Origin of the sequence: Streptomyces sp. NBC_00234 (assembly GCF_036195325.1) — a bacterium.
Lineage (GTDB): Bacteria > Actinomycetota > Actinomycetes > Streptomycetales > Streptomycetaceae > Streptomyces.
Genome location: NZ_CP108101.1, coordinates 1,855,045 through 1,878,601 on the forward strand (window position 1 = coordinate 1,855,045; position 23,557 = coordinate 1,878,601).

The window sequence follows — 23,557 nt, forward strand, 5'->3', positions numbered from 1 at the left end:
GGGCGCCGCGGTCCGTCGGGCGGCGCCGCACTCACTCGGCGATGCCCACGACCAGCCAGATGAAGCCCACCCCTGCGACGGTGCAGAGCAGCGTCGAGCGGGCCGGGTGGGTGTGGTGCGCCTCGGGCAGGATCTCGGCGGCGGCGAGGTAGAGCAGGGCCCCGCCGAAGAAGCCGAGATAGCAGCCGAGCAGTTCCTCCGGAAGGGTGAACAGCAGGGTCGTCGCCGCGCCCACGATCGGGGCCAGCGCATCGGCGAAGAGCATCAACAGGGCCTTGCGGCGTTCGTTCCCGTAGAGCCTGGTGAGCGTGTACGTGTTGAATCCGTCGGCGAAGTCATGGGTGATGACGGCGAGTGCGACGGCGACGCCCATCCCGCCGCCGACCTGGAACGCCGCGCCGAGCGCGATGCCGTCCATCAGGCTGTGGCCCACCATCGCCGCCGCTGCCGTCAGGCCGACCTGCGGCACCCGTTCGTCGCCCGCGCCGTGCGCCGCATGGCGTCCGGCCAGCAGCCTCTCGACCAGATGGGCCACCAGGAAGCCGCCCACGAACAGCAGAAGGGCGGCCGGGACACCGAACACCTCGTTGCCCGCGGCCTCGATCGCCTCCGGCAGGAGGTCGAGCCCGACCACGCCGAGCATCAGCCCGCCCGCGAGGCCGAGCACCAGGTGGCGGCGGTCCGTGACGCGTTGAGCGACCCAGCCGCCGGCCAGAGTCATCAGGAACGCGCCGAGCGCGACGAACACCGCCATGGCCCCTTGCTAGCCGATCGGGCCCCTCGCGCGCATCTCAGGACCCCCACGCCCGCCTTGGCTCCCGCGGCCCGTGGCGCGCGGGTCCGCGTACGAAAGGACTCCGTACCGTGCATCACCCCGCCTCCCTCGTCGTGGGCGTCGGCGCCCGCAAGGGCGCTCCGGCCGACGAGGTGCTGGAACTGGTCGTCGGGACCCTCCGCGCGGCCGGGCTCCGCGCCGACGACGTCGTGGAGCTGGCCACCGTCGACTCGAAGGCCGACGAGCCGGGGATCGTGGGCGCGGCGGCCGGGCTCGGGGTGCCGGTGCGCGCCCACGCGGCGCGTGAGCTGGCCCGGGTCCGCGTGCCGCATCCCTCCGGCGCGGTACGGGAGGCGGCGGGTACGCCGTCGGTGGCGGAGGCCGCCGCGCTGATCGGCGGGGGCGAACTGCTGGTCCCGAAAACGAAGTCGGCCCCGGGGCCGGGGCGGGCCTCTTCGGCGACCTGCGCGGTGGCCCGGCGATCCGTCGCCGAATCGATGTCCGCCCCACCCGTGACGTACGGGGCGGAGCCGTTCACCATGGCTGCCATGAACCCCCCCACGAAGGACATCGACGTCGCCGGCCCCGATCTGCGCCACCACGGTGACGCGGAAGTACGCGGCCGGGACCTGACCGACCTCGCAGTGAACGTGCGCACCGGAACGCCGCCCGACTGGCTGCGGGAGCGGATAGCCGGGTCACTGGGCTCGCTGGCCGCCTATCCGGACGGTCGGCCCGCGCGGGCCGCCGTCGCCGCCCGGCACGGGCTGCCCGTGGAGCGGGTGCTGCTGACGGCGGGCGCGGCCGAGGCGTTCGTCCTGATCGCCCGGGCGCTGCCCGCCCGGCGGCCGGTCGTCGTGCACCCGCAGTTCACCGAGCCGGAGGCCGCGCTGCGGGCGGCCGGGCACGAGGTGGGACGGGTGCTCCTGCGCCCCGAGGACGGCTTCCCACTCGATCCGGCGGCGGTGCCCGACGACGCCGATCTGGTGGTGATCGGCAATCCGACCAATCCGACGTCGGTGCTCCACCCGGCGGGCGCGCTGGAGAAGTTGGCCCGCCCGGGGCGGACGCTGGTGGTCGACGAGGCGTTCATGGACGCGGTGCCGGGCGAGCGGGAGGCGCTGTGCGGGCGTACGGACGTTCCCGGGCTCGTCGTCCTGCGCAGTCTCACCAAGACCTGGGGGCTCGCCGGGCTCCGGATCGGTTACGTGCTGGCCGCACCGGAGACGATCGCCGTCCTCCAGGAGGCGCAGCCGCTGTGGCCGGTGTCCTCGCCGGCGCTGGCGGCGGCCGAGGCGTGCATGGAACCGCGGGCGCTGGCCGAGGCCGCGGACGCGGCCGGCCGGATCGCGGTGGACCGGGCCCATCTGCTGGCCGGGCTGGCGGAGTTCGCCGAGGTACGGGTGGCGGAGCCCGCCGAGGGACCGTTCGTCCTGATCCGGGTGGACCGGGCGGCGGAGATCCGGGAGCGGCTGCGGTCGCTCGGGTTCGCCGCCCGGCGCGGGGACACCTTCCCGGGGCTCGGGCCCGAGTGGCTGCGGCTGGCCGTACGCGACCGTGTGACGACCAACCGCTTCCTCCAGGCGTTCGACCAGGCACTCCAGGCGCTGCCCCGGAGACCCGTGGGCTGAGTGGTCTCCCTGCCTGGACGGGCCGGTTCCTCCACGGCCCGTCCAGGCAGCCCCTGTCAGCCCTGGGTGCGCCTGCGGGCCACCACGGTGGCCGCCGCGCCCACGGCCAGCAGCAGAGCCGCTCCGCCCGCGATGTACGGCGTCGTGGAACTGCCGCCGGTCTCCGCGAGGTTCGGCTCCTCGGCGGCCGGGGCGGGGTCGGAGCCGGTCTGCGGCTTCACCTCGCCCCCGCTCGAACCGCCGGTGGCTCCGTCGGTCGATCCACCGGTCGCACCGCCGGATGTTCCGCCGGTCGCACCGCCGTTGCCGGAGGAGCCGCCGTCGGTGCCGCCCGGCTTCTCGGGGGTCTTCGGCGTCTCGCAGGTCGCCTCGGCCAGCGTCACCTCTCCGTTCACCTCGGCGACGTTGAGGTCGAGCGGGTTCACGGCGACCTTGAGCTGCAACGCGACGGCCGCGGCGGTACGTGAGGTGGTGCTGGTCTTCGACAGGTCGAGGGTCACCTCACCGACGGCGGGCACGTCCACCCGTGTCGTTCCGCCTGCGGTGAGCGTGATCTTCTTGCCGAGGACCGAGACGTGCCCGAGCACGTTCGACTCCGCGACCGGCGTCTTCCCGACCTCGCAGACGGCGCTGGAGGTGACCTTCTCGACCTCGATGAGCGAGAGGGCCGGCAGTCCGGGCACATGGACCGTGGCCTTCGCGAGGTTCGAGCGGCCCTCGGCCCGGTGCTCGTCGACGGTCGCCTCCGCCGTGGCCACGTCGGCCTTCAGGAGGCTGAAGGGGTTTCCGCCGTCCACACCGTCGAGTTCGACGCTGAGCGCGGTCTTCTCGGCACTCGCGGGAGCCTGCACCTCGTTGAGCGTGGCCTTCAGCGGAACGTTGATCGTCTTGTTGACGAGTGAGACATCGAGCGCGGTACGGAGCACGACCGCGCTCGCCTTTCCGTCGCCGGTGACCGTGGTCGCCGTGGCGGCCTGCGCGGGAACGGCGGCAAGCAACGCGACGGGAGCGGCGGCGACCGCCAGGGCGGCGAGGCGGAAGGTGTTGCTGTTCAAGATGGTGGAACCCCCACAAGAGACATGGAGCCACCGGCGCTGCCCAATGGGGGACATCGCGGGCGCCGGTGGCCTCGACTCCGTGAATCTTTACGCACGGAGGGTGAACTGGTGGATACCTGAAGTGAGTTCACCCCAAAGGGGGGTTTCCGTGTGCGTATTCGAATTGTTCCGGCACGTGCGTTCCCCGGAGTCACCCGTTTCACTGAACGCGCGTGGTGCGGCGGTCGACGAAGGGGGTGCGCGCAGAAGTGTTCCAACGAGACGCACCCACCCCGGTCACTGGCTGTCAACACGGCGCCGCACCGGCCGGGCGGCCGGGTCAGCCGATCGGCCGCCCGTTCAGCACGATCCTGCGGGGCGCCGCCAGCACCCGTACGTCGGCGCGCGGGTCCTCGTCGTACACCACCAGGTCGGCCGGGGCGCCCTCCTCCAGGACCGGGCGGCCGAGCCACTGCCGGGCGCCCCAGGCCGTCGCCGACAGGGCCTCGACGGGCGGGATGCCGGCCCTGACCAGTTCGGCGACCTCGGCCGCCACCAGACCGTGGGCCAGCGAGCCGCCCGCGTCGGTGCCGACGAAGACCGGGATGCCCGCGTCGTACGCGGAGCGCACGGTCTCGTAGCGGCGCTCGTGGAGCCGGCGCATATGGGCCGACCACCGGGGGAACTTCGCCTCGCCGCCCGCCGCCAGTTCCGGGAACGTGGCGATGTTGACCAGGGTCGGGACGATCGCCACGCCGCGCTCGGCGAAGAGCGGGATGGTGTCCTCGGTCAGCCCGGTCGCGTGCTCGATGCAGTCGATCCCGGCCTCCACGAGGTCGCGCAGCGCCGCCTCGGCGAAACAGTGGGCGGTGACCCGGGCGCCCAGCCGGTGCGCCTCGGCGATAGCCGCCTCGACCTCGGCGCGCGGCCAGCACGCCGTCAGGTCCCCGGCGTCCCGGTCGATCCAGTCACCGACCAGCTTCACCCAGCCGTCGCCGCGCCGGGCCTCGCGGGCCACGTAGGCGACCAGGTCGCCGGGCTCGATCTCATGGGCGTAGTTGCGGATGTACCGGCGGGTCCTGGCGATGTGGCGGCCGGCCCTGATGATCTTCGGCAGGTCCTCGCGGTCGTCGATCCACCGGGTGTCGGACGGTGATCCGGCGTCCCGGATGAGCAGCGTGCCGGCCTCCCGGTCGGTGAGGGCCTGCTTCTCGCTGGTCGCCTCGTCGACGGGGCCGTGGTGGTCCAGGCCGACATGGCAGTGCGCGTCCACCAGGCCCGGCAGCGCCCAGCCGGTGACGGTCACCGCGTCGTCGGCGCCCGGTGGCCGCTCGTAGGTGATCCGCCCGCCGACGGCCCACAGTTCGTCCCGGACCTCGTCCGGACCGACGAGCACCCGCCCCTTCACCCGCAGCACCTGCGGCTCTTCGTGATCGCTCATACGCGGCACTGTACGAGGCCCTCGGTACCCTCGACCAAGCACTGTTCGTACGCGGACGGCTGACCGCACACCGAACCACCGACCGATCCGAAGAGAGCACCACCGTGACGCACCCCTTCCTCGACCTCGCCCCGCTCACCGCCGCGCACTTCGCGGCCGTCGAGCGGCGGGTGGCCGGTCTCCTCGCCACGCAGGCGGACGTCGTCATCATGCAGGGCGAGGCGCTGCTGCCCCTCGAAGGCTGCATCCGGGGCGGCGCGCGGCCCGGCTCGACCGCGCTGAACGTCGTCACGGGGCCCTACGGGCAGACCTTCGGGAACTGGCTGCGGGACTGCGGTGCCGCGGTCGTCGACCTGACGGTGCCCTTCCACACGGCGGTCACAGCCGACCAGGTCGCGCAGGCGCTGGCCGAGCACCCGGAGATCGACTTCGTCTCCCTGGTCCACGCCGAGGCGGCGACCGGCAACACCAACCCGGTCGCCGAGATCGGTGAGGTGGTCCGGGCGCACGGCGCGCTGTTCATGCTGGACGCCGTCGCCTCGGTGGGCGCCGAGCCGCTGCTGCCCGACGCCTGGGGCGTCGACCTGTGCGTGATCGGCGCGCAGAAGGCGATGGGCGGGCCCGCCGGGGTGTCGGCGGTGTCGGTGAGCGAGCGCGCCTGGGAGCGCATCGCCGCCAACCCGCAGGCTCCGCGCCGCTCCTACCTCTCCCTCCTGGACTGGAAGGAGCGCTGGATCGACGGTGGCCGCACCACGCTGCTGCACGCGCCCGCGCAGCTGGAGATGCTGGCGCTCGAAGCGTGCGTGGAGCGGATCGAGAACGAGGGCCTCGACGCGCTGATCAGCCGGCACGCCCGGGCCGCCGCGGCGACCCGGGCGGGCGCCACGGCGCTCGGCGGGGGCCTGGAGCCGTATGTCGCGGACGCCCGTGAGGCGGCGCCGGTCGCCACGACGCTGCGCGCCCCGGCGGGAGTCGACGCCGCCTCGCTGGTCGCACGGGCGCTCGCGGCCGACCCCTCGCTGCCGCTGATCGCGGGTGGCGGGGCGCTGTCCAAGGAGATGATCCGGGTCAATCACTACGGTGTGGACGCGACGCGGGGTGCGGTGCTGTCCTCGCTCGCGGCTCTGGGGTCGGCGCTCGCCGGCACGGGCCGGCAGGTCGATTTCGAGGCTGCCCGCAAGGCCGTGTCGGAAACCTGGCCGAACGAATAAATCCACAAGAATTCACGAATGCGGGGAGCTGCTTTATCGAGAGCAGCTCCCCGCATTCTTCTGCCCGCTTTCCCCGACCCTAAACGTTAGAGCTTCAACAAGCCCGATCTTCGTAATTCGGGCAGGTCTCCGCGGAGTTACAGCGCTGTGACCGACTCCACACGGCAGGCGTTATGCCGGATAAATTCCGGTCAAATGGTGAGAAGTTGCCAGCGATTCGCGCGAAGGCACGCGCCCGCGTGATAACACAACGAGGTCATTCACCCAACCCCTTCCCTCGATGCAATTTTGATTTTTGCTGGGTAAATTCAATTCGCATGACCGCAGCACCAGCAGATTTTGCACGTGCCCGAAGCGAATTCATCAGTATCGACACCCCGCGAGTGGAGGACGGAGCCGCGATCTGGCGCATTGCCCGCGACTCCGAGGTCCTGGACCTCAACTCCTCGTACAGCTACCTGCTGTGGTGCCGTGACTTCGCGGCGACCTCCGTGGTGGCCCGCGACGAGAACGGCGACGCCATCGCCTTCGTGACGGGATACATCCGCCCCGACCGCCCGCAGACGCTCGTCGTCTGGCAGGTGGCCGTCGACCAGGGGCACCGCGGGAAGGGACTGGCAGCCACCCTGCTGGACGCGCTGACCACGCGGGTCGCGGCCGACCAGGGCCTGGCCGGGGTCGAGACGACCGTCACCCCGGACAACACCGCGTCCGACCGGCTGTTCACCTCCTACGCGCTCCGCCACGACGTGGCCCTGGAACGCGAGGTGCTCTTCGACGGCGGGCTGTTCCCCGAGGGAACGCACCTGCCGGAGGTGCTGTACCGCATCGGCCCGTTCCACGTCTGAGCGCCGGACCGAGCATCCCCGCGGCACCGCCGAGCACCGTGCCGGGCGCAGCCCGTCACACCACCCCCCTCACACGCAGGAGATCCGCCGTGACCATCACCCCGCCCGCCCTCAGTGTCTTCGAAACCCTGGAATCGGAGGTACGGAGCTACTGCCGCAGCTGGCCCGCGGTCTTCGACCGTGCGCAGGGCGCCCGGCTGACGGACGAGGACGGCCACTCCTACCTCGACTTCTTCGCCGGTGCCGGCTCGCTCAACTACGGCCACAACAACCCGGTGCTGAAACGCGCGCTGATCGACTACATCGAGCGCGACGGCATCACCCACGGCCTGGACATGGCGACCACGGCCAAGCGCGCCTTCCTGGAGACCTTCCAGAACGTGATCCTGCGCCCGCGCGACCTGCCGTACAAGGTGATGTTCCCCGGCCCGACCGGCACCAACGCCGTCGAGTCGGCGCTGAAGCTGGCCCGTAAGGTCAAGGGCCGCGAGTCCGTCGTCTCGTTCACCAACGCCTTCCACGGCATGTCGCTCGGTTCGCTCGCCGTCACCGGCAACGCGTTCAAGCGGGCCGGCGCCGGCATCCCGCTGGTGCACGGCACGCCGATGCCGTTCGACAACTACTTCGACGGCCAGGTGCCGGACTTCCTCTGGTTCGAGCGGCTCCTGGAGGACCAGGGATCCGGGCTCAACAAGCCCGCCGCCGTGATCGTGGAGACCGTCCAGGGCGAGGGCGGCATCAACGTGGCCCGCGCCGAGTGGCTGCGCGCGCTCCAGGAGCTGTGCCACCGCCAGGACATGCTGCTGATCGTCGACGACATCCAGATGGGCTGCGGCCGTACCGGCGGCTTCTTCTCCTTCGAGGAGGCCGGGATCACGCCGGACATCGTCACGCTGTCCAAGTCGATCAGCGGCTACGGACTGCCCATGTCCCTCTGCCTGTTCAAGCCGGAGCTGGACATCTGGGAGCCGGGCGAGCACAACGGCACCTTCCGCGGCAACAACCCGGCCTTCGTGACGGCCGCCGCCGCGCTCGACGCCTACTGGGCGGACGGCCAGATGGAGAAGCAGACCCTGGCCCGCGGCGAGCAGGTCGAGCAGGCGCTGCTGGCGATCTGCGACGAGAACCCCTCGGCGGGCGGGCACTTCCGTGGCCGCGGCCTCGTCTGGGGCCTGGAGTTCCCCGACCCCGCCCGCGCCACCGCGGTCTGCGCCCGCGCGTTCGAGCTGGGGCTGCTCCTGGAGACCTCGGGTCCGCAGAGCGAGGTCGTGAAGCTGCTGCCGCCGCTGACCGTCACCCCCGACGAGCTGGACGAGGGCCTGCGCACGCTGGCCCGCTCCGTCCGTGAGACCGCCTGACCCGGACCGACTCCGGGCCGGGCCCGAAGAAGCACCACCGCAGAGAGAAAGGCACCAACCCACCGTGATCGTCCGATCGTTCAGTGACATCGAGAACACCGACCGGCATGTGAAGGCCGCCTCCGGCACCTGGGAGAGCAAGCGCATCGTGCTCGCCAAGGAGAAGGTGGGCTTCTCGCTCCACGAGACCGTGCTGTACGCGGGCACGGAGACGTCGATGTGGTACGCGAACCACATCGAGGCCGTGCTGTGCACCGAGGGCGAGGCCGAGCTCACCAACGACGAGACCGGCGAGAAGCACTGGATCGCCCCCGGCACGATGTACCTGCTGAACGGGCACGAGCACCACACGCTGCGCCCCAAGACCGACTTCCGCTGCGTCTGCGTCTTCAACCCTCCCGTCACCGGACGGGAGGACCACGACGAGAACGGTGTCTATCCGCTGCTGACCGAGGAGGGCTGAACCATGACCACCGATGTTCGCGCAGACCTGTACCCATCGCGCGGCGCCGCCGAGATGACCACTCCCCGCCAGGACCCGGTCATCTGGTCCGCGCCCGGCGCACCCGGGCCGGTCACCGTGAAGGACCTCCAGGGGTTCGAACGGGACGGATTCCTCACCGTCGACCAGTTGCTCACGCCGGACGAGGTAGCCGTCCACCACGCCGAACTGGAGCGGCTGATCGCCGATCCCGCGGTGCGGGCCGACGAACGCTCCATCATCGAGCCGACGTCGCAGAAGGTGCGTTCGGTCTTCGAGGTGCACCGGCTCAGCGAGGTCTTCGCGCGGCTGGTCAGCGACGAGCGGGTGGTGGGCCGGGCCCGCCAGATCCTCGGCTCGGACGTGTACGTCCACCAGTCACGGATCAACGTCAAGCCCGGCTTCGGGGCTTCGGGCTTCTACTGGCACTCGGACTTCGAGACCTGGCACGCCGAGGACGGCCTGCCGAACATGCGGACCGTCTCCGTCTCGATCGCGCTGACCGAGAACCACGACACCAACGGCGGGCTGATGATCATGCCCGGTTCGCACAAGTCGTTCCTCGCGTGCGCCGGCGAGACACCGCGGGACAACTACAAGAAGTCGCTGCAGATGCAGGACGCGGGGACCCCGTCCGACGAGGCGCTGACGAAGATGGCCGACCGGCACGGCATCAAGCTCTTCACGGGCGCGGCCGGTTCGGCGACCTGGTTCGACTGCAACTGCATGCACGGCTCGGGGGACAACATCACCCCGTACCCGCGCAGCAACGTCTTCATCGTCTTCAACAGCGTGGAGAACGCGGCGCGGGAGCCCTTCGCGGCGCCGGTCCGCCGCCCGGAGTTCATCGGGGCACGGGACTTCACCCCGGTGAAGTGACGCACCGGCACTGTTTCGGGCGGGGGCGGCGCTCCCGCCCGAAACCGATTGGACCCGGGACATCCGAGAGGCGACAGTGGCGCCCATGACTTCACTCGTACGCCACATCACCATCGACTGCGCCGACGCCTACAAGCTGGCGACCTTCTGGTCCGAGGTGCTGCGTGCTCCGCTGTCCGACGACGACGTGCCCGGTGATCCCGAGGCGCTTGTCGAGGCCCCGGGCGCCGCCCTGCTGTTCGTGTCCGTGCCCGAGGCGAAGAGCACCAAGAACCGGATCCACCTCGACATCCAGCCCACCGACCGCACGCGGGACGAGGAGGTGGAGCGGCTGCTGGCGCTCGGCGCCACGCTGGTCGGCGATCACCGCAGGCCGAACGGGCGCGGCTGGGCGACCCTGGCCGACCCCGAGGGCAACGAGTTCTGTGTGGAGTGCAGTGCCGCCGAACGGGCCCGGCTGTCCGGGACCCGGCTGCCGGTCACCGCGGACGACGTGACCGCGGCGGTGCGTCTCGCGGTGGACGCGCTCCAGGAGTCCCCGGCGGCGGACTGGCACATTCCGGCGGGGACGCTCACGTGGACCTGCTGGGAGACGGTGGAACACCTGAACGACGACCTCTTCGCGTACGCGGCCCAACTGGGGCCCCGGACGCCCCCGCTGGACGGCGAGGTCTCCTTCCACTGGGACCGGCGGCGCGAGGGAGGTCCCGCGAACGCGGTCTTCGCCGACCCCTCGTCCGGAACCGCCGGGCTGCTCCAGACCCTGGAGGCGTGCGGCGCGCTGCTGTCGGCGATGGTCCGCACGACCGCTCCGGAGGTCCGCTCGTACCACGGGTACGGGATCTCCGACGCGGAGGGATTCGCGGCCATGGGCGTCGTGGAGACGCTGGTGCACACCCACGACCTCGCCGAGGGGCTCGGCATCACCTGGGCGCCGCCCGCCGACCTGTGCGACCGGGTCCTGGCCCGGCTCTTCCCCGACGCCCCGGCCGACGAGGACCGGTGGACCGTCCTGCTCTGGTCCACCGGCCGCGCCGAACTGCCCGGCCGCGAGCGGGTGACGTCCTGGCGGTGGCAGGGCGCGCCGCTCGGCTGATCAGGCCGGGAACGACCTAGGGTCTTTCGTTTGGATCAGGCCGGATCAGGGAGCGGGGTCTGGTGTGGGCAGCTGCAAGGCGGAGGAGGGAGTCGACGCGGAGCGTCGGCGACCGACGACAACGCCGGAGGGGGCCCCTCCCTGCTCGAGCGAAGCCGAGAGCTCGGGGGAGCGCGCGCCAGGGCACGCGAGCCCGGCATGATCCAAACGAGAGGCCCTAGCGGTGGGAGAACCAGCTCGCCGCCGGGAGCAGCTTCCCGTTGTAGTCGAACACCGCCTGGTTCTCCCAGGCGTTGCCCGAGGACGGGTCGGCCGGGTCCCAGCCGCTGCCGGTGGCGGCCGTCCAGGCGGGCTCCCAGTAGACGGCGCCCAGGCCACGGCCGTTCGGCACGGCCTCGACGACGTTCATGACGTCCCGCAGGTTGGCGGCCTGGCCGGCCGGGGTCGCCGGGTAGCCGGTGACGAGCTGGTCGGCCGTGGCCACGTTGTTCTCCAGGCCGTCGGCGTCGGCGAGGGTGTGGGCGTAGGCCGTCTCGGCGACCAGGACGGGCTTTCCGTACCGTGCGGCGGCGTCGTCCAGGTTGGTCTGGAGGTCGGCCAGGGAGCCGTGCCAGTACCCGTAGTACGAGAGCGCGATCACGTCGAACGGCACGTTGCGCGCGACCGCGTTGTCGAACCACCAGCGGGTGCCCGCGTTGTCGCCGCCCTTGGCGAGGTGCAGGGCCACCTTCGTACCGGAGGAGACGGCCTTCGCCGCGTCGGCCCCGGAGGTGAGCAGGCCGGCCAGCTGGGACCAGTTGTCGGTGGAGCCCTCGGGCCAGAGCATCCCGGCGTTGGTCTCGTTGCCGATCTGCACCATGTCGGCGGTGGTGCCCTGCGCCTTGAGGGCGTTCAGGACGTCGTACGTGTGGTTGTAGACGTCGGACTTCAGCTGGGTGTAGCTGTGACCGGCCCATGCCGCGGGCTTGATCTGCTTGCCCGGGTCGGCCCACGCGTCGGAGTAGTGGAAGTCGACGAGCACCTTCATGCCGAGCGCCTTGGCGCGCTTGGCCATGGCCAGGACGTGTGCCTTGTCGTTGTAGCCGTCGGCCGGATTCACCCACACCTTGAGGCGTACGTAGTTCATGCCCGAGTTCTTCAGGATGCCCATGGCGTCACCGGCCGCGCCGGAGGCGTCGCGGTAGGTCGCGCCGTGCGCCTCGTTCTTCGGGAGGGTGGAGAGGTCGCCGCCCCTGACACCGAGTCCGGTCGTGCCCGCGGTGAAGGTGATGTCGTCGAAGTTGGCCCACTCCCCCGCGTGCGCGTCGGAGTTGAGGCTGATGGTGCAGGAACCTCCGGTCACCTTGACGGAGGTGACCAGGCGTACCCAGGCGCCGTTCGCGGTCGGCGGCAGGTCGGTGCGCTGCTCGGCGCCGCCGCAGTTGCGCAGGGCGATGTACGCCGAGTTCTGCCCGCCGCTGGAACGCACCCAGGCGCTCAGGGTGTACGTGCCGCCGGTGAGGCCGGAGAGGTACTGGTAGGTCTCCACCTTGTAGGCCGACGAGGCCCAGTGGCTGAGCCGGGTGCTTCCGCCGTGCCCTCCCGCCTCGGTGAAGGAGGCGGTGTTCTGGCCGCCCGCGGAGTAGGTGGACCAGCCGGTGGCCGCGGACTCGAAGCCCGGGTTGGCGGGGGTGGTGGCCGCGTGGGCGGTCTGGGCGGGGAGGGCGGCGAACAGCAGCCCCCCGAGGGCCGCCGTTGCGGCGGCCCTCAGCTTTCCGTGCGACGTTCCGTACATCGTCGATGTCCCTTCGACAGTTGTGCGGTGCGGGAGGTTTTCTGGCTGCCTCAGGCGTCGAGCCGTACGACGCGGACCGCGCCCGCCGGAACGGCGAGGTGGTCCTTGGCGGGCTCTCCGGTGAGGAGTTCGGTGCCGGGGGCGTCCAGCGGTACTTCGGTGTCGCCCTCGGTGTGGTTGATCACGAAGAGGTACGTGCCGCTCTCGCCGGTGCGGCGTACGACCTCGACGTCGTGCGGAAGCCCGGTGCGGGCGGCGATGCCCGCGTCCGCGCAAGCCCGGTCCAGGACGGTGTCCAGTCCGGGGCCGGAGAGCCGGGTGGAGACGTACCAGGCGGTGCCCTCGCCGAGGCGGTTGCGGGTGACGGCGGGGCGGCCCGCGGGGATGCCGTCGGCGTAGGACCAGACGGTCTCGGCGCCGCGCGGGATCACGACGTCCGACCAGAGGTCGCCGGTCAGTACGGGCCCCTCGGGCGCACCCTCCGGGGTGATCAGACGCACCGTGCCGCCCTCGCCGAGCGGCGCGAACTCCTCGATGTGGAGGCCCAGTACGTCGCGCAGGACGCCCGGGTACGGCCCGGGGTGCACGGCGTCGTTGGTGTCGACGATGCCCGAGAAGTACGAGACGACGAGGGTGCCGCCGCCCTCGACGTAGCGGCGCAGATTGCGGCCGGTCTCCTCGGTGGCGAGGTAGAGGGCCGGGACGACGACCAGCGGGTAGGCGGAGAGGTCGGCCCCGGGGTGGGCGAAGTCGACGGTCAGGTGGCGGTCGTAGAGCGAGGCGTAGAAGGCGTCGGCGCGCTCGCGGGCGTCGTGCTCCTCGCTGGGGCGCCACTCCAGGGACTGCGCCCACCAGGACTGCCAGTCCCACACCATCGCGACGTCCGCGACGGTCCGGGTCCCGCGGATGTCCTCCAGCAGGCCGAGACCGGCGCCGAGGGCGGTGACCTCGCGCCAGATCCGGGAGTCCGTGCCGGCGTGCGGAATCATCGCCGAGTGGAACTTCTCCGCGCCGCTGCGGGACTGGCGCCACTGGAAGAACATCGCGCCCTCGGAGCCGCGGGCGACGTGCGCGAGGCTGTTGCGGGCCATCTCGCCGGGGCGTTTGGCGGGGTTGCGGGGCTGCCAGTTGACGCCGCTCGTGGAGTGTTCCAGCAGCAGCCAGGGGGCGCCGCCCGCCACGGAGCGGGTGAGGTCGGCGGCCATCGCGAGGTTCACATGGGTCCGGCGGCCGTCGGTGATCAGGTAGTGGTCGTTGCTGACGAGGTCGACCTCGCGGCCCCAGGCCCAGTAGTCGACGGAGTCGCACTGGCTGAGCGCCGTCATGAAGTTGGTGGTGACGGGGGCCCCGGGGGCCAGCCGGTGGATGATGTCGCGCTCGGCGCAGAAGTTCTCCCGCATGGTGGCGTCGGCGAAGCGGGCGTAATCCAGCTGCTGGGCCGGGTTGCCGACCGTCGGGGTGGCGCGGGGCGGGTCGATCTCGTCGAGGCTGCGGTAGTGCTGCCCCCAGAAGGCGGTGCCCCAGGCATCGTTGACGGCCTCGACGGAGCCGTGCCGCTCGGCGAGCCAGCGGCGGAAGTGGGCGGCGCAGTGGTCGCAGTAGCAGGCGCTGACGGGGACGCCGTACTCGTTGTGGACGTGCCACATCGCGACGGCCGGGTGCTTCCCGTACCGGCGGGCGAGCTGTTCGGTGATGTCCGCCGCCGCCGCACGGTAGTCGGCGGAGCTGTGGCAGATCGCGCCGCGTGACCCGAAGGCGTACCGCACGCCGTCCCGGCCGACGGGCAGTGCGTCGGGGTGGGCGCGGTAGAACCAGGCGGGCGGGACGACGGTGGGGGTGCCGAGGTCGGCGCGGATGCCGTTGACGTGCAGGAGGTCCAGGAGCCGGTCGAGCCAGCCGAAGTCGTGGACGCCCGGTTCGGGTTCCAGGAGCGCCCAGGAGAAGATCCCGACGCTGACCATGGTCACGCCGGCCTCCCGCATCAGCCGCACGTCCTCGTGCCAGACCTCCTCCGGCCACTGCTCGGGGTTGTAGTCACCGCCGAAGGCCAGCTTGTGCAGGCCGAGCGGGGTGCTCGCGCTGGCGGGGTGCGGCATGGGTGTCTCCTGGGCTCTTGGTACAACTTCTGGGAACGTGCACACACCCTCTCGGTGGCGCGGAGCCAACATAACCGCACAGCAACAACCATTGACAAGTGTCGGTTTCGTTTCTCTACTGTGAACGCTCACAGCGCATGTCGACGCTGGCAGCCCGCTTTCTCGTCAGGGGAGAAATCCATGAAGTACCGCATCGCCGCGGCGTCCACGGCCGCCGTGCTCGCCGCCACCGCTCTGCTCTCGGGCTGCGGCTCGACGGAGGCGGACGACGACACTCCGGCCGCGTCCGGCCCGGCCGACCTGACCTACTGGGCGTGGGCGCCCGGCCTGGACAAGGTCGCGGACATCTGGAACGCGGGCGAGGGCAAGAAGGCCGGCATCAAGGTCACGGTGAAGAAGCAGGCGTCGGGCGACGACCTGGTCACCAAGATCATCACGGCGGCCAAGGCGCACAAGGCCCCCGACCTGGTCCAGGCCGAGTACCAGGCGCTCCCCACCCTGGTCTCCAACGACGTGCTGGCCGACATATCCAAGGAGGCCGGTGACGTCGAGGACGAGTTCGCCGCGGGCATCTGGCAGCAGGCGACGCTGGGCTCGGACGCCCTGTACGCGCTGCCGCAGGACTCGGGCCCGCTGATGTTCTACTACCGCCAGGACCTGTTCAAGCAGTACGGCCTGTCCGTGCCGACCACCTGGGACGAGTTCGCCGAGACGGCCCGCGCCCTGAAGAAGAAGGCTCCGGACAAGGACCTCACCACCTTCTCGTCCAACGACTCCGGCCTCTTCGCCGGACTCTCCCAGCAGGCCGGCGCCCAGTGGTGGACCACCGGCGGCGACAAGTGGAAGGTCGCGATCGACGACCCGGCCACGCGGAAGGTCGCCGACTTCTGGGGCGGACTGGTCGAGGAGGGCGCCATCGACAACCAGCCGATGTACACCCCGGCCTGGAACAAGGCGCTCAACACCGGCAAGCAAGTCGCCTGGGTCAGCGCGGTCTGGGCACCCGGCACCCTGACCACGGCCGCCCCCGACACCAAGGGCAAGTGGGCCATGGCCCCGCTCCCCCAGTGGACGGCCGGACAGAACGCGACGGGCAGCTGGGGCGGCTCCTCCACCGCCGTCACCAACGACTCGAAGCACAAGGAAGCCGCCGCGACCTTCGCGAAGTGGCTGAACACCGACCCGACGGCCCTCACCGCCCTGGTGAAGGAGAGCGGCATCTACCCGGCCGCCACGGCCGCGCAGACCGGCGGCGCGCTCTCCCAGGCGCCCGGCTTCTTCCCCAACCAGCCGGACTTCTACGCCACGGCCGCCGAGATCGCCAAGGGCACCGCCCCGGCCGCGTGGGGCCCGAACGTGAACGTCGCGTACACCGCCTTCAAGGACAACTTCGCCCGGGCCGCCAAGGAGAAGTCCGGCTTCGGGGACGCCCTGACCGCCATGCAGGACGCGACCGTCGCCGACCTCAAGAAGCAGGGCTTCGGAGTCTCCGAGTGACACGCGCACGCCGCAGGACGCCGTACGGGGTCAAGAGCGCCCCGTACGCGTTCCTGATCCCCGCCACCCTGCTCTTCCTGCTCTTCTTCGCCCTCCCCATCGGCTACGCGCTCTACCTCAGCTTCCGCAGGACCGAGGTCTCCGGCCTCGGTCTGGGCAAGGGCGCACGCACGGAGATCTGGGCCGGCCTCACCAACTACACCGACGCGCTCACCGACTCCGAGCTGCTGCACGGAGCGCTGCGCATCCTCGGGTACGGCGTGATCGTCGTCCCCGTGATGCTGGGCCTCGCCCTGCTGTTCGCGCTGCTCCTGGACACCGAGCGGATCCGCCTCCAGGGGTTCTCGCGGCTGGCGATCTTCCTCCCCTACGCGATTCCGGGCGTCGTCGCCGCGCTGATGTGGGGCTTCCTGTACCTGCCGGACGTCAGCCCGTTCTACTACCTGCTGGACAAGGCGGGGCTGCCGCAGCCCGATCTGCTCGACGGCGGGCCGCTGTATCTCGCCCTGGCCAACATCGCGGTCTGGGGCGGCACCGGCTTCAACATGATCGTGATCTACACCTCGCTGCGGGCGATCCCCGTCGAGGTGTTCGAGGCGGCGCGTCTCGACGGCTGCTCGCAGCTGCAGATCGCGCTCCGGATCAAGATCCCGATGGTGGCGCCCTCCCTGGTGCTGACGTTCTTCTTCTCGATCATCGCCACGCTCCAGGTGTTCAGCGAGCCGACGACCCTGAAGCCGCTGACCAACTCGCTCTCCACCACCTGGAGTCCGCTGATGAAGGTCTACCAGGACGCCTTCGTCAACAACGACATCTACGCGGCGGCGGCGCAGGCCGTCATCATCGCCGTGGCCACCCTGGCCCTTTCCTTCGGCTTCCTCCGTGCAGCCAACTCCCGTACGAAGCAGGGAGATTCCCGATGAGTGACCTGGCCACCCGGCGCATCGACAAGGCGGCGCCCGCCGCCGGAACCACCCCCGGCACCGCCCAGGGCCCGCCGGTCCGGCGCCGCCCCGCCCTCGTCCCCACGGCCGTGCTACTGATCGGAGCCGCCTACTGCCTGCTGCCCGTCGTCTGGATCCTCGTCGCCTCCACGAAGTCCGGCAGCGAGCTCTTCTCCACGTTCACCTTCCTGCCGGGCACCGGCCTCGCCGACAACGTCGCCGATCTGTCGGCGTACCGGGACGGCGTGTACTGGAAGTGGATGGCCAACTCGGCCTTCTACACGGGGGCCGGCGCCCTGCTCTCCACTGCCGTGTCCGCGATCACGGGCTACGCCCTGGCCGTGTACCGCTTCCGGGGGCGCGAGAGCATCTTCAACGTCCTGATGGCCGGTGTGCTGATGCCGCCGGTGATCCTCGCCGTGCCGCAGTACCTGCTGCTGGCGAAGGCCGACATGACCGACTCCTACCTCTCGGTCCTGCTGCCGGTGATCCTGTCGCCCTACGGCGTCTACCTCGCCCGGATCTACGCGAGCGCCGCGGTGCCCGCCGATGTGATCGAGGCGGGGCGCATGGACGGCGGCGGCGAATGGCGGATCTTCCGCACCATCGCACTGCCGATGATGCTGCCGGGTCTGGTGACCGTGTTCCTGTTCCAGTTCGTCGCGGTCTGGAACAACTTCCTGCTCCCGTACATCATGCTCGGCGACGACGAGAAGTTCCCGGTCACGCTCGGGCTCTTCACCCTGCTCCAGCAGGGGGCGAGCACCCCTGCCCTCTATACGCTGGTGATCACGGGAGCACTACTGGCGATCATTCCGCTGATCGCGCTGTTCCTGGTCATCCAGCGCTTCTGGAGCCTCGACCTGCTCTCCGGCGCCGTAAAGTCCTGACAGCTCCTCACCAGGGCTTCACCTGATGAAAGATCATGCACCATGAGCCGCTCAGAACAGTCCGGCCGGACCAGCCGCTCCGGACAGTCCGCACAGTCCGGTACGGGACGCCGCCGGCCTCCGACGATCCACGACGTGGCGCGCGAGGCCGGCGTCTCCCGGGGAACGGTCTCGCGGGTGCTCAACGGCGGTCACAACGTCAGCCCGGCCGCCCTGGACGCGGTCAACGCCGCGATCCGGAAGACCGGGTACACGGTGAACCGGCATGCCCGCTCGCTGATCACCGGCCGGTCCGACTCGGTGGCGTTCCTGCTGACCGAGCCCCAGGAACGGTTCTTCGAGGACCCGAACTTCAACGTGCTGCTGCGCGGCTGCACCACCGCGCTGGCCGCGCACGACATTCCGCTGCTGCTGATGATCGCGGGCACGGAGGCGGAACGCCGCAGGAACATGCGGTACATCGCCGGTCATGTGGACGGGGTGCTGCTGGTCTCCAGCCACTCCGGCGACCCGGTGACCGCGCAGCTCCATGAGGCCGGAGTGCCGCTGGTGGCCTGCGGGAAGCCGCTCGGGCAGGGTTCGAAGGTCAGCTACGTGGCGGCGGCCGACCGCGACGGCGCCCGCGACATGGTGCGGTTCCTGTACGAGTCGGGGCGCCGCCGCATCGGTACGGTGAGCGGCCCCCTGGACACCCCGGGCGGGGTGGAACGGCTCGCGGGCTACCGCGAGATGATCGCCGAGTGCGGTCTGCCGGCCGACGACTCGCTGATCGTCCCGGGCGACTACAGCCGGGCCGGCGGCCAGGCCGCCGCCTCGCTGCTCCTGGAACGGGCCCCCGACCTGGACGCGGTGTTCGTGGCGTCCGACCTGATGGCGCAGGGGGTGCTCGCCGCACTGGAGAAGGCGGGGCGGCGGGTGCCGCAGGACGTCGCGGTCGGCGGCTTCGACGACTCCCCCGCGGCCCTCGCCTCCCGCCCCGCGCTGACGACGATCCGGCAGCCCTGGGACCGGATCAGCGCCGAGATGGTACGGGTCCTCCTCGCCCGGATAGGCGGGGAGGACCCGGCTGCCGTGATACTCCCGACCGAACTGGTGCGCCGCGAATCGGCCTAGGGTCTTTCGTTTGGATCAGGCCGGATCAGGGAGCGGGGTCTGGTGTGGGCAGCTGCAAGGCGGAGGAGGGAGTCGACGCGGAGCGTCGGCGACCGACGACAACGCCGGAGGGGGCCCCTCCCTGCTCGAGCGAAGCCGAGAGCTCGGGGGAGCTCGCGCCAGGGCACGCGAGCCCGGCATGATCCAAACGACAGGCCCTAGGGCCGGGAGTTCGGCGACCCAGGGCTTACGCGTCCAGCGCCGCGTAGTCCGTGTACCCCTTCGCGTCCCCGCCGAAGAAGGTTGCGGCGTCGGGGGTGTTGAAGGGGCCGCCGGCCTTCAGCCGGGCCGGCAGGTCCGGGTTGGCGAGGAACAGCGCGCCGTAGGAGATGACGTCCGCGATGCCGTCGTCGATCACCGTGTGGTCCTCGGGACCGGTCGGCCCCTCGGTCAGCGCGTTGAGGACGAAGGTGCCGGTGAACTGCTTGCGCAGCGCGAGGGTCAGTTCGCGGATGTCCACGCCTTCCAGCACGTGCAGGTAGGCGAGGCCGAGCGGCTCGATCTCGCGGACCAGCGCGGTGTAGACGGCGTCCGGCGCGGGCTCCTCGATGCCGTTGTACGGGTTGGAGGGCGAGATCCGCAGCGCGGTCCGCTCCGGGCCGATCTCGGCGGCCACGGCCTTGACCACCTCGACGGCGAAGCGGATGCGGGCCTCCTCCGAGCCGCCCCAGGCGTCGTCGCGCAGGTTGGTGTTGGGCGCGAGGAACTGGTGGATCAGATAGCCGTTGGCGCCGTGCAGCTCCACACCGTCGAAACCGGCCTCGACCGCGTTGCGCGCGGCGGTGGCGAAGTCCGCGATCGTGGCCCGGATCTCGGCGTCGGTCAGCGCGTGGGGCTCCACGAAGTCCTTCGGGCCCTCGTGCGTGTAGACCTGCCCCTCGGCGGCGACCGGGGACGGCCCCACGGGCACCAGCCCGTCCGGGAGAAGCACCGGGTGGCCGATCCGGCCGGCGTGCATGAGCTGGGCGAAGATCCGGCCGCCCGCCGCGTGGACGGAGTCGGTGACCGCACGCCAGGAGGCGACCTGCTCGGAGCTGTGCAGCCCGGGCGTGGAGGGGTAGCCCTGACCGACGGGCGAGGGCTGGACGCCCTCGGTGATGATGAGCCCGGCCGAGGCGCGCTGCGTGTAGTACTCGACGGTGAGAGCGGTGGCCGTGCCGCCCTCACCGGCCCGACTGCGGGTCATCGGCGCCATGGCGATCCGGTTGGCAAGCTGCGTGCCGGCAAGGTCGATGGGGTCGAACACGGTGGTCATGAGAGCTCCCAGGAATACGTGGCCGACCAATATTGGGTCGGCCAATCAATCGCGCCGTTCGCCACTGTAGCGCAATGCTTGGCCGACCAAGGTAAAGTTTGCGGTAAGCGGCCGGGAACGACACGAACCGGCCGGGCAGCACCCGAGCACCGCCCCCGAGGAGTCCCGATGAAGGCCGGTTCCGAAGTCTCCGCAGATCCCGCCTGTACCGAGGGCCTGCTGCCCGAAGCCGCGCGCGGCGGGCCCGTCAGCCATGCCCTCTCGCGGGTCGCACGGCTGCACCGGATCGCGGCGGGCAAGCTGCTCAAGGGGGCCGGCCTCTACCCCGGCCAGGAGCATCTGATGATGCACCTGTGGGACTCCGGGGCCGTACGCCAGTCGGACCTGATCAGGGCCATGGAGCTCGACCCGTCCACGGTCACGAAGATGCTCCAGCGCCTCGAACAGACCGGGCACGTCCGGCGCCGCCCCGACCCGGACGACCGCCGGGCCGTCCTGGTCGAGGCCACGGACGACAGCTGCGCCCTGCTCGCGGACGTACGGTCCGCCTGGGCGACGCTGGAGGAGCACACGCTCGTGGGCCTGGCCCCTGCCGAGCGCACGGAGTTCGCCCGGCTGCTGGCCAAGGTCGAGGAGAACCTCTGCCAGGAGACCGCCGACTGCATCGACCAGGCTTAGCGCCTGTCGCGCGGCCCGGCCTTCGGCCGAACGACGGCAGTCTGACGACAGGCCCTAGAGGCCCGGCCCACTTCGTCCTCAGCCGCTCAGGACGTCCAGCGCCCGGTCCACATCGGCCTCGGTGTTGTACAGGTGGAAGGCCGCCCGCAGATTTCCGGCCCGGTTGGAGACCATGACCCCGGCCCGCGCCAGATCCGGCTCCCGGTCGCCGAGCCCGGGCACGGCGACGATCGCCGACCGGCCCGGGACCGCGTCGTGCCCCAGCCCCGCCAGGCCCGACCGGAACCGCTCCGCGAGCCCGGTGACGTGGCCGTGGATGGCGTCGATGCCGACCTCCCCCAGCAGGGCGAGGGAGCGTTCGGCCCCGTGGTACGACAGGAACGAGGGCGGTGCGTCGAACCGTCGGGCGTCGGGCGCGAGCCGGGCGACCGGCCCGTACGTACTGCCCCAGGGATCCTCCGCCGCGGCCATTCCGGCGAAGAGGGGCGGCAGGGTCTGCTGAGCCCCCTCGGTGACGGTGAGGAACGACGTACCCCGCGGGCAGAGCAGGAACTTGAAGGCACCGGTGACGGTGTAGTCGTAGGCCCCGGCGTCCAGGGGAAGCCAGCCCGCGGACTGGGAGGCGTCGAGCAGCGTACGGGCGCCATGGGCGCCGGCCGCCGTCCGCACCGCGTCCAGATCGGCGATCCTGCCGTCGGCGGACTGCACCGAGGAGAAGGCGACGAGCGCGGTGCCGGGCCGCACCGCTTCGGCCAGCCCCTCCAGCGGGGCGTAGCGCACCTTGAGGTCACCGCGGAGCGCGAGCGGGCTGACGACCGAGCTGAACTCGCCCTCGGGGAAGAGGATTTCGGCCCCCGAGGGCAGCGAGGCCGCGATCAGCCCGACGTGCACGGCGACCGAGCTGCCGACGGCCACCCGGTCCGGTCCGACACCGGCCAGCCGCGCGAAGCCGGCCCTGGCCGCGTCCACGAGCTCGGAGTCGCCCGAACCGACTCTGCGACCCGAGGCGCTGCCCTCGGCGAGTGCCCGCACCGCCTCGACGGTGCGGCGGGGCAGCAGCCCGCAGGTGGACGTGTTGAGATACGTGGTCTCCGGCGCGAACTCGGCGTGCGCGGCGCGTGTGAGCGAAGAGATCTCCATGGGCCCACCCTGGAGCCCCCTCAACTCATAGTCAATTGACCAAAGTTAAGGGGAACCCCTAAGCAACGCTTATCACCGCAGGTCGGACCGGCCTCAGACGGTGCCGCCCGCCTGCGGGACCTCGCACGCACCCTCGGGACCGCAGGCCGCCGCGTCGTCGCCGATCGCGGTGAGCGCGGTGACGGGACGGTCCTTCCATGCCTGCTCCAGCGCCTTGAGGAACACCTCGGACGGCTGGCCGCCGGAGATTCCGTACCGCCGGTCGAGCACGAAGAACGGCACACCGTTGGCGCCCAGCTCGGACGCCTCGCGCTCGTCGGCCCGCACCTCGTCCGCGTACGCGCCGGGGTCGGCGAGCACCGCGCCGGCCTCGTCCTTGTCGAGCCCCGCCTCGACGGCGAGGTCCAGGAGTACGTCCGCGTCGAAGACCGAGCGCTCCTCGGCGAAGTTCGCCCGGTAGGCGAGGGTCAGCAGCTCGTCCTGCCGTCCGCGCGCCTTGGCCAGGTGGAGCAGCCGGTGGATGTCGAAGGTGTTGCCGTGGTCGCGCCCCTCGGTGCGGTAGCCGAGCCCCTCGGACTGCGCGTTGGCCGCGACGTTGGCCTCCATGGCCCGGGCCTCCTCGCGCGTACGCCCGTACTTCTGGGCCAGCATGTCGATCACCTGCGCGGTGTCGCCCTTGGCCCGTCCCGGGTCGAGCTCGAAGGAGCGGTGCACCACCTCGACCTCGTCACGGTGTGCGAACTCGGCCAGGCCCTTCTCGAAACGGGCCTTCCCGATGTAGCACCACGGGCAGGCGATGTCGCTCCAGATCTCGACGCGCATGTCTCTTCTTCTCTCCAGGATCTCGGGCACCACGGAGGTACCCTCCGCTAGCCCGGTTCAACGTTCAACCGCCCCGGCTGATTCCCCACGTCCAGGCAGAGCGTCAGATGACTGCCGCCACGTGGCCCCTCCGGATCGGGGATCCACCCGTGGCGGGCGTAGAAGGACTGGGCGCGGGTGTTGTGCACGAAGACCTCCAGCCGGGCCGTCCGCACTCCGGCACGCCGCCAGGCGTCGGTGCAGGCGGTATGGAGGGCGGTGCCGATACCCGTACGCCACAGGGAGGGCGAGACATGCAGTTGGGAGAGATAGATGAATCCGTCGCGCTCCGCGTACGCCGCGATGCCCGCGACGACCCCGTCGCGCTCGGCACAGAGCACGGTGGCGTCGGAACGCCCGATGGCCCGCGCCCAGCCGTCCCGGCTGCGGCCGACCTCGGCCGCCCCCTCGTACTCCTCGGCCGGAAGGTGGTCGCGGTAGTAGGTGGCCCGGGCCTCGGTGTGCAGCCGGACGACGGCGTCGAGGTCGTCCGGGGTGGCGGTTCTGATCATG

21 protein-coding genes are annotated in these 23,557 nt (G+C 71.1%); 12 read left to right on the plus strand and 9 right to left on the minus strand.

Translation table 11 applies throughout. The features are described from left to right. Positions 1–31 precede the first annotated feature (31 nt). Positions 32–754, minus strand: coding sequence for a ZIP family metal transporter (locus OG230_RS08065; protein WP_328909443.1), 723 nt, complete (start codon positions 752–754; stop codon positions 32–34). Between the two features lie 110 nt (positions 755–864). On the opposite strand from OG230_RS08065, the gene cobC reads away from it, so the two are divergent. Further along, positions 865–2,406, plus strand: coding sequence for an Rv2231c family pyridoxal phosphate-dependent protein CobC (gene cobC / locus OG230_RS08070; protein WP_328909444.1), 1,542 nt, complete (start codon positions 865–867; stop codon positions 2,404–2,406). 56 nt (positions 2,407–2,462) lie between these two features. Here the strand turns inward: cobC and OG230_RS08075 are convergent, their stop codons facing one another. Both OG230_RS08075 and OG230_RS08080 read right to left on the minus strand, forming a co-directional pair. Next, on the minus strand, positions 2,463–3,461 hold the full coding sequence (locus tag OG230_RS08075; RefSeq protein WP_328909445.1) for an SCO1860 family LAETG-anchored protein: 999 nt from the start codon (positions 3,459–3,461) through the stop codon (positions 2,463–2,465). A gap of 322 nt (positions 3,462–3,783) precedes the next feature. Then, positions 3,784–4,884, minus strand: a complete 1,101-nt coding sequence (locus tag OG230_RS08080) for an amidohydrolase family protein (protein ID WP_328909446.1) — start codon at positions 4,882–4,884, stop codon at positions 3,784–3,786. A gap of 104 nt (positions 4,885–4,988) precedes the next feature. Between OG230_RS08080 and OG230_RS08085 the strand changes: the two genes are divergently transcribed. From OG230_RS08085 to OG230_RS08110, 6 genes are all read left to right on the plus strand, one after another. Beyond that, on the plus strand, positions 4,989–6,095 hold the full coding sequence (locus OG230_RS08085) for a pyridoxal-phosphate-dependent aminotransferase family protein (protein ID WP_328909447.1): 1,107 nt from the start codon (positions 4,989–4,991) through the stop codon (positions 6,093–6,095). Positions 6,096–6,478: 383 nt separating this feature from the next. Continuing rightward, entirely contained in the window at positions 6,479–6,943 is a 465-nt protein-coding gene (ectA, locus tag OG230_RS08090) for a diaminobutyrate acetyltransferase (protein WP_443051513.1), read from the plus strand. 89 nt (positions 6,944–7,032) lie between these two features. Next, positions 7,033–8,301 (plus strand): diaminobutyrate--2-oxoglutarate transaminase, encoded by a 1,269-nt coding sequence (gene ectB, locus OG230_RS08095; protein ID WP_328909449.1) that lies wholly within the window; start codon positions 7,033–7,035, stop codon positions 8,299–8,301. A 64-nt stretch (positions 8,302–8,365) separates the two neighbouring features. Beyond that, positions 8,366–8,764 (plus strand): ectoine synthase, encoded by a 399-nt coding sequence (locus OG230_RS08100; protein WP_123469128.1) that lies wholly within the window; start codon positions 8,366–8,368, stop codon positions 8,762–8,764. A 3-nt stretch (positions 8,765–8,767) separates the two neighbouring features. Beyond that, positions 8,768–9,661, plus strand: a complete 894-nt coding sequence (thpD, locus tag OG230_RS08105) for an ectoine hydroxylase (RefSeq protein ID WP_328909450.1) — start codon at positions 8,768–8,770, stop codon at positions 9,659–9,661. 85 nt (positions 9,662–9,746) lie between these two features. Continuing rightward, entirely contained in the window at positions 9,747–10,757 is a 1,011-nt protein-coding gene (locus OG230_RS08110; RefSeq protein WP_328909451.1) for a VOC family protein, read from the plus strand. A gap of 217 nt (positions 10,758–10,974) precedes the next feature. Here the strand turns inward: OG230_RS08110 and OG230_RS08115 are convergent, their stop codons facing one another. Further along, positions 10,975–12,531 (minus strand): glycoside hydrolase family 53 protein, encoded by a 1,557-nt coding sequence (locus OG230_RS08115; RefSeq protein WP_328909452.1) that lies wholly within the window; start codon positions 12,529–12,531, stop codon positions 10,975–10,977. Between the two features lie 50 nt (positions 12,532–12,581). Then, complete coding sequence (locus OG230_RS08120; protein WP_328909453.1) at positions 12,582–14,627, minus strand: beta-galactosidase; 2,046 nt, start codon at positions 14,625–14,627, stop codon at positions 12,582–12,584. 180 nt (positions 14,628–14,807) lie between these two features. On the opposite strand from OG230_RS08120, the gene OG230_RS08125 reads away from it, so the two are divergent. Genes OG230_RS08125 through OG230_RS08140 form a run of 4 tightly spaced genes read left to right on the plus strand, consistent with a single transcriptional unit; the run spans position 14,808 to position 19,071 of the window. Further along, complete coding sequence (locus tag OG230_RS08125; protein WP_328909454.1) at positions 14,808–16,124, plus strand: ABC transporter substrate-binding protein; 1,317 nt, start codon at positions 14,808–14,810, stop codon at positions 16,122–16,124. Next, positions 16,121–17,047 carry a carbohydrate ABC transporter permease gene (locus tag OG230_RS08130; RefSeq protein ID WP_328909455.1) on the plus strand — a complete coding sequence of 309 codons (927 nt, stop codon included), beginning with the start codon at positions 16,121–16,123 and terminating at the stop codon, positions 17,045–17,047. Before OG230_RS08125 ends, OG230_RS08130 begins: the two co-directional genes overlap by 4 nt. Further along, entirely contained in the window at positions 17,044–17,958 is a 915-nt protein-coding gene (locus OG230_RS08135) for a carbohydrate ABC transporter permease (RefSeq protein WP_328909456.1), read from the plus strand. The genes OG230_RS08130 and OG230_RS08135 overlap by 4 nt, the downstream gene beginning before the upstream one ends. Before the next feature lie 42 nt (positions 17,959–18,000). Next, on the plus strand, positions 18,001–19,071 hold the full coding sequence (locus OG230_RS08140) for a LacI family DNA-binding transcriptional regulator (protein WP_328909457.1): 1,071 nt from the start codon (positions 18,001–18,003) through the stop codon (positions 19,069–19,071). A gap of 226 nt (positions 19,072–19,297) precedes the next feature. Here OG230_RS08140 and OG230_RS08145 read toward each other — a convergent pair whose 3' ends face one another. Further along, a complete protein-coding gene (locus OG230_RS08145; RefSeq protein WP_328909458.1) occupies positions 19,298–20,365 on the minus strand; it encodes an alkene reductase in 1,068 nt (355 codons plus the stop codon). 168 nt (positions 20,366–20,533) lie between these two features. Here OG230_RS08145 and OG230_RS08150 point away from each other — a divergent pair, with 168 nt between their 5' ends. Then, positions 20,534–21,043: a MarR family winged helix-turn-helix transcriptional regulator gene (locus OG230_RS08150; RefSeq protein WP_328909459.1), complete on the plus strand. Its 510-nt coding sequence runs from the start codon at positions 20,534–20,536 to the stop codon at positions 21,041–21,043. 78 nt (positions 21,044–21,121) lie between these two features. On the opposite strand, the gene OG230_RS08155 is transcribed toward OG230_RS08150, so the two are convergent. The 3 genes from OG230_RS08155 to OG230_RS08165 form a co-directional block, all read right to left on the minus strand. Then, positions 21,122–22,183 carry an aminotransferase class V-fold PLP-dependent enzyme gene (locus OG230_RS08155; protein WP_328909460.1) on the minus strand — a complete coding sequence of 354 codons (1,062 nt, stop codon included), beginning with the start codon at positions 22,181–22,183 and terminating at the stop codon, positions 21,122–21,124. Positions 22,184–22,276: 93 nt separating this feature from the next. Next, a complete protein-coding gene (locus OG230_RS08160) occupies positions 22,277–23,005 on the minus strand; it encodes a DsbA family oxidoreductase (protein WP_328909461.1) in 729 nt (242 codons plus the stop codon). 47 nt (positions 23,006–23,052) lie between these two features. Then, positions 23,053–23,556 carry a GNAT family N-acetyltransferase gene (locus tag OG230_RS08165; protein ID WP_328909462.1) on the minus strand — a complete coding sequence of 168 codons (504 nt, stop codon included), beginning with the start codon at positions 23,554–23,556 and terminating at the stop codon, positions 23,053–23,055. Position 23,557 lies beyond the last annotated feature (1 nt).

Excerpts from the sequence above, each read along its gene's own strand:
- OG230_RS08065 (WP_328909443.1), bottom strand. The coding sequence starts at position 754 with ATGGCGGTGTTCGTCGCGCTCGGCGCGTTCCTGATGACTCTGGCCGGC.
- OG230_RS08080 (WP_328909446.1), bottom strand. The coding sequence starts at position 4,884 with ATGAGCGATCACGAAGAGCCGCAGGTGCTGCGGGTGAAGGGGCGGGTG.
- thpD (WP_328909450.1), top strand. The coding sequence starts at position 8,768 with ATGACCACCGATGTTCGCGCAGACCTGTACCCATCGCGCGGCGCCGCC.
- OG230_RS08110 (WP_328909451.1), top strand. The coding sequence starts at position 9,747 with ATGACTTCACTCGTACGCCACATCACCATCGACTGCGCCGACGCCTAC.
- OG230_RS08115 (WP_328909452.1), bottom strand. The coding sequence starts at position 12,531 with ATGTACGGAACGTCGCACGGAAAGCTGAGGGCCGCCGCAACGGCGGCC.
- OG230_RS08120 (WP_328909453.1), bottom strand. The coding sequence starts at position 14,627 with ATGCCGCACCCCGCCAGCGCGAGCACCCCGCTCGGCCTGCACAAGCTG.
- OG230_RS08125 (WP_328909454.1), top strand. The coding sequence starts at position 14,808 with ATGAAGTACCGCATCGCCGCGGCGTCCACGGCCGCCGTGCTCGCCGCC.
- OG230_RS08135 (WP_328909456.1), top strand. The coding sequence starts at position 17,044 with ATGAGTGACCTGGCCACCCGGCGCATCGACAAGGCGGCGCCCGCCGCC.
- OG230_RS08140 (WP_328909457.1), top strand. The coding sequence starts at position 18,001 with ATGAGCCGCTCAGAACAGTCCGGCCGGACCAGCCGCTCCGGACAGTCC.
- OG230_RS08145 (WP_328909458.1), bottom strand. The coding sequence starts at position 20,365 with ATGACCACCGTGTTCGACCCCATCGACCTTGCCGGCACGCAGCTTGCC.
- OG230_RS08150 (WP_328909459.1), top strand. The coding sequence starts at position 20,534 with ATGAAGGCCGGTTCCGAAGTCTCCGCAGATCCCGCCTGTACCGAGGGC.
- OG230_RS08155 (WP_328909460.1), bottom strand. The coding sequence starts at position 22,183 with ATGGAGATCTCTTCGCTCACACGCGCCGCGCACGCCGAGTTCGCGCCG.
- OG230_RS08160 (WP_328909461.1), bottom strand. The coding sequence starts at position 23,005 with ATGCGCGTCGAGATCTGGAGCGACATCGCCTGCCCGTGGTGCTACATC.
- OG230_RS08165 (WP_328909462.1), bottom strand. The coding sequence starts at position 23,556 with ATGATCAGAACCGCCACCCCGGACGACCTCGACGCCGTCGTCCGGCTG.